Origin of the sequence: Vibrio panuliri (assembly GCF_009938205.1) — a bacterium.
GTDB lineage: Bacteria > Pseudomonadota > Gammaproteobacteria > Enterobacterales > Vibrionaceae > Vibrio > Vibrio panuliri.
On the sequence record NZ_AP019655.1, the window covers coordinates 1,298,975 to 1,313,010 of the forward strand.

Here is a 14,036-nt window from a genome sequence, read left to right on the forward strand (position 1 = left end):
GTTGAATAACGATTAAAATTAACATAACCTGTTAGAGAAACTTACAGATGAGAAAGCTACCCCCACTGAAATCTCTCTATACATTTGTCGCGGTCGCTGAAACGGGCAGCATGACCGAGGCAGCGAAGGAGTTGAACGTCAGTCATTCTGCTGTTAGCCAAGCAATCAAAGCTTTAGAAACTCAATTGGGTCAGCCTTTACTCAAACGTGTTGGTCGGCAAGTAACACTCAACAGCGTGGGAAGGAAGTATTACCGCAAGGTGGCACCCGCTTTAGAAACTATCGTACATGCAACACAAGGGCTAATGGTTTCACCGCATTCGCAGCGCATCACACTCAACATGGTTAACTCGTTGGCAATGCATTGGTGGATACCTCGCATGCAAAACTTTAACCAATACGCTCCTAAGGTGGATGTTCGCATTTCGACATTAATCGGTCATTTTTCACTCGAAGAGGAAGGTGTCGATGTCGCGATTATTCATGGCAAAACTGACGAGTGGCTTGACTACTACTGCGAGAAACTCGCTATCGATGAACTGGTGATGGTTTGTCATCCCGATTTACTCCGCGATGGCATCAGTCCTACCGAGCTACTCGCACAATATCCTGCGATTGCCGCTGCCAACGATAGACGCAAGCATGATTGGCAAGTGTGGTGTCATCACAACGGGCTAGCCGTTCCAGATATCAGCAAAAACCTCAGTTTCTCAGCCTCTGTTCAAGCCGTACAAGCATGTATTCGTAAACTCGGGGTCTTTGTGACACATCGATTATTTATCAAAGATGATGTCGAGCAAGGTCTACTGGTTGAAATTGGCGATGCAGCACTCAACCCATTCCAAGATTTTTACTTTGCTTGTCGGATTGATAGTTTAAAAAGCGAAAATGTTCTATTACTCAGAAATTGGTTAAGAGCTGAGTTCGATGGATTAAATTAGCAGGCTGGTCTTGAGTAAAAACCGAGGGATTAATTCAGTAAACCGTTAGTACTAATAAATACATTCATGCATTTAATTGAACGACGTCACACTATTTAATGCTCTCTTGTTCTCAAGCAAAGAAATATTCTCCTAGACTTAGTTCTACAATATGAACTTGAGAGCACACTTAAGGATGAGTAATTTCGTCGCAGGCCATCTAGAGGAAATGGCCGATATTCGCGCAACACGTAAGCGCAAGTTAGTCAGCCTATGTTCAGTTATTTCACTTATCACTCTGGCCGGTTACGGCGTCGTCCATTTCTACAACCAAGATTACAGCTTAGCGATAATAAACCTTATTTGTACTGTGATTGTCACAACCAATTTGTGGCGCCTCAAACGCCATCAAGGGCTGCAATACACTGATATTTTGCTCTCAGGTGTACTCATGTTCCAAGGTTTACTCTTACTGCTGTACCATGCTCACTATCCCGAGCGGTTAGTCTGGCTATTCCCATTAATGGTCTCAGTCATTGCAATTAACGAATTTAAAATAGGCTTAGTCTGTAGCTCTTTATTCTGTTTGATGGCGCTCGCTGCCAACATATTCCAGCAGAGTCAAACTGAACTTCATAGCGTGCAGACTGGCTTTTTATTTGGTCTGATTGTGCTTTGTATTATCTGCAATACCGCTGCCTATTATTACGCCAAACTACTGCGTTATATTCAATTACTCTATCGGGAGGGCATTGAAGATCTTGCATACCTAGATCAGCTTACGGGATTGGCAAATCGCTGGAGTTTCGAAAGCTGGGCGCAGAAAAAGCTCTCTGAAGTTGGTAACTTGTCAACCACTACAGCTCTCGTATTCCTCGACATTGATGATTTCAAACAGGTAAATGATACCTACGGACATGATGTTGGAGATCGCGTTCTACAGAATTTTGCACGTCGGCTGAAAAACAATGTTCGCTCTCGAGACCGAAAGAGTAATCACCATGACTACTCGATAGCTCGATTCGCTGGCGACGAATTTGTTATTTTGCTCTATGACGTACGCAGTAAAAAAGATTTAGATGGCATTCTAAAACGAATCAGCCACCTCTTTCATGACAGCTATGCAGATACCAATAAGATCCGCGACCTAACCGTCAGTGTTGGTGTGGCACTCTACCCACAAGATGCTGACAATCTATCGGAATTGACTCGCTGTGCCGACAAAGCCATGTATGCAGCCAAGCATTGTGGTAAAAATCAGTTCAAATACTACAGCGGTGATATCCTAACTACCCTGACGGAGATCCCGATGGATTGCAACGTGCATAACATCGCACAGAAGTCATCCCGTCATATACATAAACCAGAGCAGCACGATAAGCGCAACGGTTAACCAAATCGCGTATCTGAGTGATTTCTCTTTTTTGACGTCACCCATCTTAACGATCGGTGTTAACGCTCGACTTTTGCGCTGACTTTGCTGACGCTCTTGCGCGAGTTTATTCTCTAAATCGCGATTACTTTGCGCTTGGTTAGCGACATGACCAAAGCGACGAAGTTGGTCTTGGGTGAAGTCTTGGTTAGGATCATAACGAGTATTCGAGTTAGTTTGTCTTCGACCAACAGCCATATCAACCTCCTCACATCAGTTACTACCAATAACATTAGTATAGTCAAAAGGTTGATTATTTTCTGTGTTTCACGTTTGAGTATGGATACAAGCGGTAATGAGGAGAGTGAGTTTGAAAACATTACAAATAACGAGAGCAATGCCGCGCGTTATACACGGCACCGTAATTACAGGTATTCACATAGATACGCCGTAGCCAACTCTACTTTTAACTGAAAAGAGGAATCACCCGCGACATTAAACGATTCACCATCGCGGAACGTTATCCAATCATTTTCACCATCGCGTTTGATGGTCAAGGCACCTTTTACAACTGTCATTTTTTCTGGAGCGGCGGTACCAAATGTGTACTCGCCCGGCGCCATCACGCCAACACTAGATTCATCACTTTGCTGGGTAAACGCTAGAGACTGAACATTTCCCTCAAAATATACGTTGTGTTTCATTTTTCTTCCTTGTTTTTCTGAACATTCATTGCTGACTTCACGTAAAAGCCAGAAACCTTTGATTTTGTATCGCAAAACTTGCGCAACAACAAGCAATAACTTACGGTCACTGACGGCTTACTTTGAACGGAACCCCAATTAAACACGACACTATGGCAAATCAAGAATCTAAAATTCCCACTCACCGCTTGGCTCGTTTTGGTCAATTTGCTTCTCTTGCGACTCGAATTGGCAGTAATGTTGTCGCAGAAGGGGCTAAGCAGCTACTTAAAGGCGAGCGGCCTCATACCAAAGACCTTCTGCTCACACCGTCAAACATCAAACGCGTGGCTGACCAACTGGCTCACCTTAGAGGGGCAGCGATGAAAGTCGGTCAAATGCTGTCGATGGACAGTGGTGACATTCTGTCTCCTGAGTTGGCGGAAATTTTAGCGCGCTTACGCTCTGATGCGAATCCAATGTTATCTAAGCAGCTCAACGCTGTATTGGTCGATGGGTTGGGTGAGAACTGGAAGCAAGCATTTCTATCTTTCAACTTTAAGCCTGTAGCCAGCGCCTCAATTGGACAAGTTCATCAAGCATACACTGACGACGGGGATATGGTCGCGGTAAAAGTTCAATACCCCGGAATACGTAATAGCATTGATAGTGATGTCGACAATGTCGCTACCCTGCTCAATGTGGTGGGAGTTATTCCCAAAGATATTGATATAAACGCTCTATTGGGGGAAGCCAAAAAACAGCTCCACGCTGAAGCTAATTACCAACTAGAATGTGAATATCTGCAACGATACAAGCAACACCTCACCCAACGCGACCATTTTGTTATTCCCAAAGCTTACCCCGAACTTAGTAGCGAGACGGTACTAACGATGGAGTACGTGGAGGGTGTAAGCATCGAGAGTCTGGTTGATGCACCACAAGCTCAACGTGACGCCGTGATGCATGCTTTACTTGAGCTATTGTTTGCTGAACTGTTTGACTTCCAATTAGTGCAAACCGACCCTAACTTCGCAAACTATCGGTACAACACCCAATCGCAGAAAGTCGTCCTACTCGATTTTGGTGCTACCAGAGAATACAGCGACATCATTAGCAACGGCTACCGACTCGCATTCCAAGCAGTGATTAACCACGACACAGGAGCACTAGAAGAAGCGTTGAGACAAATTGGCTTTTTCAGTCAAACGATCGTTGAAAGTCAGAAACAAGCGATACTTGAACTGGTCACGCTGGCATGTGAGCCTATGTGTTATGAGGGCGCGTATGACTTTGGCCAATCCGATCTCGCGAATAAAATTCGTCAAAGAGGCACCGCATTGAGTATGCAAGAAAATTACTGGCACACTCCCCCTATTGATGCGATCTTCCTTCATCGGAAAATCGGTGGGCTATACTTGTTGGCAGCAAGGTTAAAAGCACGCGTTGATATTCGGAAACTCGTCATGCCCTATCTAAGCCTTTAGTTTAGCTTTGCGTATAAGATCAAACTTCCTCACATTCAAATTGCCTTATCGGTTTTATTTTTACAAGCTGGCAACAGTATTGAATCTGGGTAGCCGTTCGCAGTGACATAGGGGTAGTTAGCAATGGCGATGTACTTTCGACGACAGTCGACGCGCAGCAAAGCGAGTCTGACGCTACATGCCATTCGCTACACGCTATTTGCAGTTGCCATCACCACTGTTGGCGCGTTAAGTGTCCTTATCTATCAGAACTATCAACAATCGATTGATCCACATCGCGTCTATGGGCGCTGGATCGAGATTGGTACCCCCACCTATGATCGAGCAACAATTGAATTCAACCAAGATGGTGTTTTTCGTAATAATCGCCTAATCACGACAAAATTTGAGTTTGACGGCAGTCAAATCAGGCTAGAAACTGGCTCGGGGTGGCACGTCTACCAGCTATCCTCGCGACAAAACGCTCCGTTATTGAATCGAGTGCAGCCAAACAGCCCTTCTCAGCGTTTTGTCAAACAAGGTTACGAACACCTGGTGGATCTCGAAGGTGGCGGATTAGGGAAAAAACGCCGCTCGGCAATCGTTGAACATTTCAACGAAAAATAGCCAAAATGCAGGAAAACGATAGGTTTACCCCCTCTAGCATTTTCGACGCCAAACCAAGTGTATATACTCAAGGTATCCAATTATCGGCAGTCTCTCTGATCAGCGTTTGTAACGTGACTGATCAGCTCGCACTCGACGACAAGTTAGAACTCTAAACATGAATGAACTCAAATTATTATTACCTAACCATATCTCAACGCTCTATCAGCAACTTGATAGTAATGTTCTCTTACTCACTGCCACCAGTTTTGTCGTTTGGTTGATATGGCGCGTTGTTTACGGTCGTCTTGAAGTATTAGCTGAACGCACCAGCTTTCACTGGGACAACTTGACGTTACAAGCACTAAAAACCCCGATGAGCACTTTGATTTGGTGTTGGCCCGCTACCATTTCAATTGGTTTTTTACTCCAACAACAAATGGGCAGCAAGCTCAACTGGCTCAGTACCGTAAAGCTCATCTTGGTCATCGCGATTTTTCTCTGGTTTATCATGCGACTGATCAACAATGTTGAAGAGTATGTGTTGGAGCAGAAAAAGCGCGATGAAACAACGGTTCAAGCGGTAGCAAAGGTCGCCAGACTATTCTTTTTAACCATTGGTGCGCTGACGATTATGCAAGCATTTGGCTTGAGCCTTTCTGGCCTACTCACCTTTGGTGGTGTCGGTGGTTTGATTGTCGGTTTAGCCGCTAAAGATCTTCTGTCCAACTTCTTTGGTGGGATGATGATCTACTTCGATCGCCCTTTTAAAGTCGGTGACTGGGTTCGCTCACCAGATCGTCAAATTGAAGGAACGGTTGAACGCATTGGTTGGCGCATGACGATTATCCGTACTTTTGACAAACGTCCACTGTATGTTCCTAACTCAGTGTTTAGCAATATTGTGGTTGAGAATCCTTCTCGAATGCTTAACCGACGTATCTACGAGACGGTGGGCGTTCGTTACGATGATGGCAGCAAAGTGGAAAAAATCACTGAAGATATCAAAACGATGCTGAAGAGCCATCCCGATATCGATGCTAACCAAACTTTGATCGTTAACCTCAATGGGTTTGGCGCATCCTCGCTTAATATCATGGTTTACACTTTTACCAAAACCGTCAACTGGATACGCTATCAAGAGGTTAAGCAGGATGTCCTGCTAAAAATCATTGCGATTGTGGCTGACAATGGGGCAGATATCGCCTTCCCAACTCAAACGCTAAAAATCGACCCAACCTCACTTGGCGAGCTAGAGGGATAGTCGCCTACGACTCGATAATTTGCACAAAGCCTTCAGCAGAAGGCTTTGTGCTTATACTCGAATTTCATCTCGATTAATGCTGTCTTGCGAGCGATCTGCTCGTTGGTAGAGCCAGATCATCATCAAACCCAAAGCGAAACAGAGCAAGAAAAGCCAATTTGAATTGAATTTATCAATCATAAGTCCACCTAACCAAGGTCCTAAGGCAAAGCCTAATGAATATAGCGCTGCTGCACCAAAGTATGAGCCTCTTAAATGAGGTGGAGCTAAACGGTCAATCTGTACGTTTAGAGTTGGGAATGCGATTACCTCTCCCAAACTAATAATAAAGCACGCAACCGCCCACCCTATTGGATAATCGACAGGAGTAAGCATAAAACCTATTTGTGCGATCGCCATGAGCGCCATACCAATTCGAGTACGGGTAAACAATGGCACCTTCTCCAACCATTTCAACATTGGAAACTGAAAGATCACAATGGTCAATGTATTCACCAATACGAGGCTGGCAATGATCTTAGCGGCCAGTTCGGGGTTCGCACGTACAATCACTTGCGGGAGCGATGACTCCAACTGAGCATAGATAAACATCATCAAGAAGTTGGCGATCAAAAGCAGCAAAAACACCTTATCTTGCGCGACCACTTTCATTGTGGCGCGAAAATTGGGCAAGGTTGAAGAATCTGGTTTACGAAAACTGCCATTGCGCTCAATACCGACAAGAATCAACAACAAATAGATCACGAAAGTAGCACCTGTTGCGACAAACAGCAGTTGAGGGGTTTCAAGCGCCAAAGTAATACCTAATAACGGACCAATCGCCCCACCTAGGTTTATCACAAAGTAGCGAATATTCAGTGCCAACTCGCGATCTTTAAGATCCGCAAGATTATCGCTAATGACCGCTTTCGAGGGTGCTTCGATCATTGGACGCATCAGTCCTGCCAACACGACCATCAAATAGAATTGCCAAAGTTCACTCGCCAGACCAATCCCAGTAAAGGCAAATGCCGCCAAGCAACTGCCTACCGCCATGACCACCTTACGACCTAACTTATCGGATAAGTAACCAGAGTAAAGCCCAGTGAATGATGCCACTAACGCGGAGATCGCCAACATTCCCCCGACATCCGCCGCCGACACGCCATAATCTTGGTAGAGAAAAACGATGAGAAATGGCCAAGCCATAAAGTAAGCAGTGCGTGTCACTAACACGCCGACCAGCACGGTCCATATGGGAAGACTGAATCTTTTTACTCGCTGCCATTGAAATAGCGTTTGATCGGTTTCCATTATCACCTCCTGTGAACAGCTTCACAGTACATGATTTTGCATATGGATGAAAAGAGTCGATATTATATAAAGATCGAATCAGACCTACTCAATAGGTCTGATTGATTGAGAACAACTAGTTACAATAACTAGCCTGAGTAGCTATAGTCCACTTTAGTTAGATGATACTCTGGCGATTCCCACCATCGAGTAGAGTTTATCTCTGAATGAATCTCAAATGACTCACCAATCATAGGTGTAATCAGCTCGGCACCAATTTGCTGGGCTTCTTGGCGTAAATCTTCAATTGGCTCATCCCAACGATGAGCAAACAGTTCAAACGTCGACCAGTGTACTGGCATCAGTATGTTCGCCTGCAGATCTTGATAAGCATTTGCGGTATGCCTAGCTTGCATATGTCCCCAATTTTCGACTGGGTAACCGATGCCATTTTTCACGTTAGCCGCCACTTCAATAAAGGCAATATCGAACGGGCCGAAACGCTCACCAATCTGTTTAAAGTGATTGTCATAGGCGGTATCACCGCTGTAAAACAATGATCCGCTCACCCCTTTGATCACCCATGACGCCCAAAGCGTCGAGTTAGAGTCAAACCCAGTACGCCCAGAGTTGTGGTTAGCTGGCGTCGCGGTTAGCTCGACACTACCGATCAAGGTCGACTCCCACCAATCTAGCTCTTCAATTTTATCCGGTGCGACGCCCCATTTTTCTAAATGGCGCCCCACCGCCAATGGCACAATAAACTGAACACCTTTATCAGCGTAAAAACGTACTGTCGATTTCTCCAGATGGTCGTAATGGTCGTGCGAAATGACGATTGCATCGGGTGTTGGTAGCTTCTCTCTTGTGATCGGCGAACTCACATTCCTAGCAAACATCCGTTTAACTGCCCATGGTGAGGCATACTCAAACACAGGATCAATTAAGAGTTTGACACTATCGATTTCAACATAGAGGCTGGAATGCCCAAGCCACGTCACTCTTGGTGAAAGAGGCTTAGAATAGAGTAACTCAATGTCTACTGGTTGATAAGGAAGCGCATTTTGAGGTTTCAGTGTTGAACGCTCAAAGAAGAACTTTTTCATCACACTCGACATACTTTCGTTGCTCGCAACGCGAGGTAAGCGATTGATCACTTTGCTTTGGTGGAACTGCGGCGATTGTTCAATACGCGCTAGGCGACGCTGCTCACTTTCACGCCTTGAGGCATCTACCCACGATGCCCTAAACTTGCCGACTACCGAAGCAATGTGTGATTGAGTAATCATACCAAGTGAACCCAGTTTGCTCATTTCTATGACCTATCTGCTATCAAAAAAAGTAAACGATGGTGTATACTTTAGAAATTAACCCACAAAAAGTAAACACCATCGTTTACTTTTTTATGATAAAAACTGACTATGGTAAAAATTAGCGATATAAAACAGAAAGATATTATCAACTCTGCCATTCAGGTTTTTGCTCAAAAAGGCTTTGAACAAGCGAGCATGGAGGGGATTTCTAAACAAGCGGGTGTGTCAAAGCGCACTTTGTATAAGTACTACCCTAACAAAGAAGCGCTATTTGAAGTCATTGTAGACAATTTGATGTGTCGTTTTGATGATCAGCCCACTGCTCAATTCGAACTCTTGCGTTCAACAGAGCAGCAGTTAATTGAACTCACTCTTAAACAGCTTTGCTATATCAACAGTGAGGATTATCAGATCGCCGCACGCATGGTGATTGCAGAGTGTATCCGTTGTCCTAACGCGTCTCGCATGCTGATAAGCAAATTTGGCGCAATTGAAGATAGCTACGGCTTACATGAGTGGGTTCGCCAAGGCATTGCTGCCAATCGTCTACTGGTACCAAACGTTTCACTCGCAGTAGAGCAATACATTGGCAGTATTAAAGCCGTGGTGTTTTGGCCGCACCTTCTCGCCCATAAGTCACCACCAAGTTGCGACGAGGTGAAAATCGCAGTAGAGAGTGCGGTAAAAGGTTTTGTCGCGACATACGAAGTGAGCAACTAAGCAGGTTTACCCAACCAAATGCGGCTGACAATAATAATCACTCTATCGCTATTTGCTATGGCGCATAGCGATAGGGTGGTCAGGTTTCAGCTGTAACAGATCCCATTGATTACCATAGAGATCTTCAAACACTGCTACCGTGCCATACTCGGCTTCTTTTGGCTCTCTGACAAAATGAATACCTAACGAGCACATTCGCTTATAGTCGCGCCAAAAATCATCGGTATTGAGAAACAAAAATACCCGTCCGCCCGTTTGGTTGCCAACAAAGTCAAACTGTTCAGGCTTTGAGGCTCGCGCAAGCAACAAAGTTACGCCATTTGATCCTGGCGGCGAAACCACTACCCAACGTTTGTCCTGCTCTGGTTGGTAGGTGTCTTCCACCAACTCAAACTTCAGTTTGTTGACGTAAAAGTCTATCGCTTCATCATAGTCTTTAACGACCAAAGCAATGTGAACAATTGATTGCTTCATAACACCTCCCGAGTGAATCACTCGACCGAATCAAAATTCCAGCACTAAAAACCTTAGCAAAACGTATCAATATAGAGTGCTTCGACTTTATCTCTCGCCCATTGGGTCTTACGCAGAAACTTAAGTGAAGATTTCACTGATGGATCTTTTTGAAAGCAGTTAACTCTAATCTCAGAGTACAAACCTTGCCAGCCATAGTGTTCAACTAAGCGAGTCACAATCTTTTCGAGCGATAGCCCATGTAGCGGGTTATTTGGCTGATTTTGCATCAGACGTCGGTTCCTTATTTTGGATGATTTATCTCGATGACCTGCATCAAAACATAAGGGCACATCTTAACAAGTTAAAGCAATCGCCGCGAAACAATCCGTCATCGTCAAAGCAAAAAAAAAGCCTAGCAACCGCTAGGCTTAGGTCTATCGTTTGATTAGTTTAGTGCATCAATCAAAATAAGCTCACGTTCGATATTCACTTTATCAGCCGCAGAGGCTTGCTTAAGCAGAGCTTTTCGCTCCGCGACCGCTTTCTGCATCGCTTTTTCGCTGTCAAACATTAGGCCTTGAACATTGATCGAGGCGATATTCGTGTAACGACCATCTTCGCTCATCGGCACATCAATTTTACCTTCATTGATCAGTGCTTTTACGATTTCACGTTGTTCAGCGTAACCGTCATCCAACCCCGCCAGTTTCCAGCGTTGCATTGGCATGCCTTGATACACGCCCGCTTTTTCTTCCGTTAAGTACTTGATGGTCAAGTTACGAATCGTGCCCGCTTCCTCACCGTACTCCGCTTCAGTATCAAACAGTACTGGGAAGTCACGTCCTTCTAACACACCGCCTTTCTTGGTCAAGTGTCCCATACGGTAGCTGTTCATTCCCAATTGAATCGCGGTGTCGTCAGTGATTTTAGTTCCATCAGCAAATTGCAGATCGGTAATGCGCTTTCCTTTTGGTTGAGTCAAATCAATGGTGTAAGTTACGCCAGCAAAAAAGTCATTGGTTGAGTACTTAGAAGCACGACGGATTGGGTCGAAACTGTAAGTAACATCACCAGGAACAACTGAGTTAAAGTAGCCTGCCGACCATTCCATGTAGGTCTTAAGCTCTTTACCAGTCATTTGATAAACCGTAATTTCACCGCCGGCATATTGGTAGTTGTAAGCAATATCTTTTGCTTTAATCGGACCGACATCAAGCTCAGCGTTATCATTATCAATTTGCAGTGCAATCACATTGGCTTTTGGCGCATAGAAAAAACTCGCCTCTTGGAACAAAGCACTGATGCCCGTATCTTGAATGTGCACTTGTGGGATGCCTCGGATCTCATTTTCCGGTACCAAATCGACACCAGTTAGCTCTGCCACCGGACGGTTGGCCATATCACGCAGGCGTTTGTGGTAAGGTTGGTACAACTCATCCATATCTTTGTCTGAGTCGATCCCTTTGATCTTGTAAGTAAAGCTGTCTTTGTTGACTAAGTTGAACTTGCCATCACGCTCTTCAAACTGAAGATCCACTCGAGATAGTGCGCGACCGTACTTGTCCGGTTCAGTGATGATCACACCATTAACCACTGCTTTGTCGATACGGGTATGCATGTGGCCCGCAACGATTGCATCAAGTTCTGGGTTGCCATTGGCAATATCAGTCACACCTGTGTTGGCAATGTCATTTTCATTGTCTAAACCCATATGAGCGACAAGCACAATTGCGTCAACTTTGTCGTCGATTTGCTTAATGACTTTCTGCACTTCCAATGTTGGGTTAGTAAAAGTGACACCCTCAAGTCTGTTCGTGCCTTCCGCGAAAACTTGTGTCATTGGTGTATCCATACCAATCACACCAATTTTAATTCCACCGCGTTCGATAACCGTGTAAGCCGGTAGGAATGGATTGCCATCAGCACGTTTAATGTTGCCACCCAATGAATGACCTTGGAACTGAGTCAACGAGCGATCCAGTACTTTTAAGCCAAAGTCGAACTCATGGTTGCCTAGCACCCAAACGTCGTATTTCATATGGTTGAAACCAAGCATCATAGGGTCGACAGGCTCATCCTTGAAGGTTTCAACAAAGTTACCTTGAATCGTATCACCTGCATCTACCAAGATGATGTTCGGCTGCTCTTGGCGAATCTCATCTACCTTAGTCGAAATTTGGCTCAAACTACCACGCATGTTCAGTTTGTCGGCGGCGTAATCCCAAGCCATAAAATGACCATGGAGATCAGAGGTACCAAGAATCGTCACTTGATGAATGTCACCGTCTGCTGCAAACGTAGGGAATGCAAGAGAGAGCAGAATTGCGCTAGATAAGAGGTTTTTTTTCATTATTGGTATTCATATGGTTGTAAACAAATCACGCGCATACTAAATAACCCACGCCGATTCTAACGTGATCATTCTCGATTTTACGAATATGCAATAGTACTGATTTTCATGGCAATGTGACAAAAATCCCATTAACAACAGGATATTAGTCATTCCACGGTAAGAAAATTCATTCTTTTACCGCCGCTCAGATTGTCACAAAGTTGGGAGAGGAGAGCTGAAAGTAGAAAGTAGAAAGTAGAAAGTAGAAAAGGTTAAACACTTCCTCACGGATGAGGCAAGCATTCTAAAGTAAATGACTCAAAAGAAAAAAGGAGAGCCGAAGCTCTCCTTTTCTTAAACCTAAACTGCTAATTAAAGAGCAGCTTTCGCTTTTTCAACTAGTACAGCAAATGCTGCTTTGTCGAATACTGCGATGTCAGCAAGAATCTTACGGTCGATCTCGATAGATGCTTTCTTAAGACCGTTGATGAAACGGCTGTAAGATAGACCATTTTGACGAGATGCAGCGTTGATACGTGCAATCCATAGTTGACGGAATTGACGTTTCTTGTTGCGACGGTCACGGTAAGCGTATTGACCAGCTTTAGTAACTGCTTGGAAAGCTACGCGGTAAACACGTGAACGTGCACCGTAGTAACCTTTAGCTTGTTTTAGAACTTTCTTATGACGTGCACGAGCTTGTACACCACGTTTTACGCGAGGCATTATGCTTCTCCTAAACTAAACGATTGATAACTAAAAAGAATTAAGCGTATGGCATCATACGAACAACTGCAGCCACTTCACAACGAGGAAGGATTGCATTTGGACGTAGCTGACGCTTGTTCTTAGTAGTACGCTTAGTCAGGATGTGACGTTTTGTAGCGTGCTTGTACTTAATACCACCAGCAGTTTTCTTGAAACGCTTAGCAGCACCTTTGTTGGTTTTCATCTTAGGCATGATGAATAACTCCGCATTGTTGAGTTGTTTATAACAATAGTAATTAGGGCGAACAAAACCCAACCGCCAGACCTTTAAAGGACTACGGCTGGGTTTTCTTACTTGTAAAAGCCGTTAATTACTTCTTTTTAGGGGCCAACACCATGATCATTTGACGGCCTTCAATCTTCTTAGGGAAAGATTCGACAACAGCAAATTCTTCTGTGTCGGCTTTCAAGCGATTTAGAACGTCAACACCGATCTCTTGGTGAGCCATCTCACGGCCACGGAAGCGAATTGTTACCTTCACTTTGTTGCCGTCTTCTAGGAAACCAGTCAGGTTGCGTAGTTTTACCTGATAGTCTCCAATGTCAGTTCCAGGACGGAATTTAACTTCCTTAATCTGAACCTGCTTTTGCTTTTTCTTCTGCTCTTTCGCAGATTTGCTCTTTTCAAAGAGGAATTTGCCGTAGTCCATCACTCGACAGACTGGTGGCTCAGCGTTAGGACTGATCTCAACCAGATCCATGCCTGCTTCTTCAGCAGCTGCGATCGCTTCTTGAATCGATACAACACCAACTGATTCACCGTCAGCGCCAGTTAAACGAACTTCACGAACGCCACGAATTTCACCGTTCAAACGGTGCGGGTTTGTTTTTACCGGCTGTTGGCCGCGTCTTCCGCCTTTAATA

16 protein-coding genes are annotated in these 14,036 nt (G+C 44.6%); 6 read left to right on the forward strand and 10 right to left on the reverse strand.

The annotated features are described in order from the left end of the window. Positions 1-47 precede the first annotated feature (47 nt). Together GZK95_RS20535 and GZK95_RS20540 are read left to right on the forward strand one after the other, a co-directional pair. Positions 48-941 carry a LysR substrate-binding domain-containing protein gene (locus tag GZK95_RS20535; protein WP_075716132.1) on the forward strand — a complete coding sequence of 298 codons (894 nt, stop codon included), beginning with the start codon at positions 48-50 and terminating at the stop codon, positions 939-941. 175 nt (positions 942-1,116) lie between these two features. After that, the gene (locus GZK95_RS20540) at positions 1,117-2,313 is read left to right on the forward strand and encodes a GGDEF domain-containing protein (RefSeq protein WP_075716131.1); all 1,197 of its coding nucleotides are present in this window, start codon (positions 1,117-1,119) and stop codon (positions 2,311-2,313) included. On the opposite strand, the gene GZK95_RS20545 is transcribed toward GZK95_RS20540, so the two are convergent. Both GZK95_RS20545 and ppnP read right to left on the reverse strand, forming a co-directional pair. Further along, positions 2,263-2,550: a hypothetical protein gene (locus GZK95_RS20545; RefSeq protein WP_075706444.1), complete on the reverse strand. Its 288-nt coding sequence runs from the start codon at positions 2,548-2,550 to the stop codon at positions 2,263-2,265. The two genes, GZK95_RS20540 and GZK95_RS20545, sit on opposite strands and share 51 nt — an antisense overlap. A gap of 167 nt (positions 2,551-2,717) precedes the next feature. After that, on the reverse strand, positions 2,718-2,996 hold the full coding sequence (gene ppnP, locus GZK95_RS20550; protein WP_075706443.1) for a pyrimidine/purine nucleoside phosphorylase: 279 nt from the start codon (positions 2,994-2,996) through the stop codon (positions 2,718-2,720). Positions 2,997-3,148: 152 nt separating this feature from the next. On the opposite strand from ppnP, the gene GZK95_RS20555 reads away from it, so the two are divergent. From GZK95_RS20555 to GZK95_RS20565, 3 genes are all read left to right on the forward strand, one after another. After that, on the forward strand, positions 3,149-4,462 hold the full coding sequence (locus GZK95_RS20555; RefSeq protein ID WP_075716130.1) for an ABC1 kinase family protein: 1,314 nt from the start codon (positions 3,149-3,151) through the stop codon (positions 4,460-4,462). Positions 4,463-4,585: 123 nt separating this feature from the next. Beyond that, positions 4,586-5,068 carry a DUF2850 domain-containing protein gene (locus GZK95_RS20560; RefSeq protein WP_075706441.1) on the forward strand — a complete coding sequence of 161 codons (483 nt, stop codon included), beginning with the start codon at positions 4,586-4,588 and terminating at the stop codon, positions 5,066-5,068. Positions 5,069-5,225: 157 nt separating this feature from the next. Further along, positions 5,226-6,311 (forward strand): mechanosensitive ion channel family protein, encoded by a 1,086-nt coding sequence (locus GZK95_RS20565; RefSeq protein ID WP_075716129.1) that lies wholly within the window; start codon positions 5,226-5,228, stop codon positions 6,309-6,311. A 51-nt stretch (positions 6,312-6,362) separates the two neighbouring features. Here GZK95_RS20565 and GZK95_RS20570 read toward each other — a convergent pair whose 3' ends face one another. Continuing rightward, positions 6,363-7,604 carry an MDR family MFS transporter gene (locus GZK95_RS20570; RefSeq protein WP_075716128.1) on the reverse strand — a complete coding sequence of 414 codons (1,242 nt, stop codon included), beginning with the start codon at positions 7,602-7,604 and terminating at the stop codon, positions 6,363-6,365. Between the two features lie 128 nt (positions 7,605-7,732). Further along, on the reverse strand, positions 7,733-8,896 hold the full coding sequence (locus tag GZK95_RS20575) for an MBL fold metallo-hydrolase (RefSeq protein WP_075716127.1): 1,164 nt from the start codon (positions 8,894-8,896) through the stop codon (positions 7,733-7,735). Between the two features lie 108 nt (positions 8,897-9,004). On the opposite strand from GZK95_RS20575, the gene GZK95_RS20580 reads away from it, so the two are divergent. Beyond that, complete coding sequence (locus GZK95_RS20580) at positions 9,005-9,616, forward strand: TetR/AcrR family transcriptional regulator (protein WP_075706437.1); 612 nt, start codon at positions 9,005-9,007, stop codon at positions 9,614-9,616. Between the two features lie 48 nt (positions 9,617-9,664). Here the strand turns inward: GZK95_RS20580 and GZK95_RS20585 are convergent, their stop codons facing one another. From GZK95_RS20585 to infC, 6 genes are all read right to left on the reverse strand, one after another. Further along, complete coding sequence (locus GZK95_RS20585; protein ID WP_075706436.1) at positions 9,665-10,090, reverse strand: VOC family protein; 426 nt, start codon at positions 10,088-10,090, stop codon at positions 9,665-9,667. 53 nt (positions 10,091-10,143) lie between these two features. Next, positions 10,144-10,359 (reverse strand): VF530 family protein, encoded by a 216-nt coding sequence (locus tag GZK95_RS20590; RefSeq protein WP_075706435.1) that lies wholly within the window; start codon positions 10,357-10,359, stop codon positions 10,144-10,146. A 158-nt stretch (positions 10,360-10,517) separates the two neighbouring features. After that, a complete protein-coding gene (locus tag GZK95_RS20595; protein WP_075714026.1) occupies positions 10,518-12,422 on the reverse strand; it encodes a bifunctional metallophosphatase/5'-nucleotidase in 1,905 nt (634 codons plus the stop codon). Between the two features lie 354 nt (positions 12,423-12,776). After that, a complete protein-coding gene (rplT, locus tag GZK95_RS20600; protein WP_004401084.1) occupies positions 12,777-13,130 on the reverse strand; it encodes a 50S ribosomal protein L20 in 354 nt (117 codons plus the stop codon). 40 nt (positions 13,131-13,170) lie between these two features. Beyond that, positions 13,171-13,365, reverse strand: coding sequence for a 50S ribosomal protein L35 (rpmI, locus tag GZK95_RS20605; RefSeq protein WP_010448653.1), 195 nt, complete (start codon positions 13,363-13,365; stop codon positions 13,171-13,173). Between the two features lie 118 nt (positions 13,366-13,483). After that, entirely contained in the window at positions 13,484-14,035 is a 552-nt protein-coding gene (infC, locus tag GZK95_RS20610; RefSeq protein WP_075713069.1) for a translation initiation factor IF-3, read from the reverse strand. Position 14,036: the final 1 nt, after the last annotated feature.

Bases quoted from the DNA above. Each gene is read 5' to 3' on its own strand.
- GZK95_RS20585 (WP_075706436.1), bottom strand. From the start codon at position 10,090: ATGAAGCAATCAATTGTTCACATTGCTTTGGTCGTTAAAGACTATGAT.
- ppnP (WP_075706443.1), bottom strand. From the start codon at position 2,996: ATGAAACACAACGTATATTTTGAGGGAAATGTTCAGTCTCTAGCGTTT.
- GZK95_RS20575 (WP_075716127.1), bottom strand. From the start codon at position 8,896: ATGAGCAAACTGGGTTCACTTGGTATGATTACTCAATCACACATTGCT.
- GZK95_RS20590 (WP_075706435.1), bottom strand. From the start codon at position 10,359: ATGCAAAATCAGCCAAATAACCCGCTACATGGGCTATCGCTCGAAAAG.
- GZK95_RS20540 (WP_075716131.1), top strand. From the start codon at position 1,117: ATGAGTAATTTCGTCGCAGGCCATCTAGAGGAAATGGCCGATATTCGC.
- GZK95_RS20535 (WP_075716132.1), top strand. From the start codon at position 48: ATGAGAAAGCTACCCCCACTGAAATCTCTCTATACATTTGTCGCGGTC.
- GZK95_RS20580 (WP_075706437.1), top strand. From the start codon at position 9,005: ATGGTAAAAATTAGCGATATAAAACAGAAAGATATTATCAACTCTGCC.
- GZK95_RS20555 (WP_075716130.1), top strand. From the start codon at position 3,149: ATGGCAAATCAAGAATCTAAAATTCCCACTCACCGCTTGGCTCGTTTT.
- rpmI (WP_010448653.1), bottom strand. From the start codon at position 13,365: ATGCCTAAGATGAAAACCAACAAAGGTGCTGCTAAGCGTTTCAAGAAA.
- GZK95_RS20565 (WP_075716129.1), top strand. From the start codon at position 5,226: ATGAATGAACTCAAATTATTATTACCTAACCATATCTCAACGCTCTAT.
- rplT (WP_004401084.1), bottom strand. From the start codon at position 13,130: ATGCCTCGCGTAAAACGTGGTGTACAAGCTCGTGCACGTCATAAGAAA.
- GZK95_RS20570 (WP_075716128.1), bottom strand. From the start codon at position 7,604: ATGGAAACCGATCAAACGCTATTTCAATGGCAGCGAGTAAAAAGATTC.
- GZK95_RS20595 (WP_075714026.1), bottom strand. From the start codon at position 12,422: ATGAAAAAAAACCTCTTATCTAGCGCAATTCTGCTCTCTCTTGCATTC.
- GZK95_RS20545 (WP_075706444.1), bottom strand. From the start codon at position 2,550: ATGGCTGTTGGTCGAAGACAAACTAACTCGAATACTCGTTATGATCCT.
- GZK95_RS20560 (WP_075706441.1), top strand. From the start codon at position 4,586: ATGGCGATGTACTTTCGACGACAGTCGACGCGCAGCAAAGCGAGTCTG.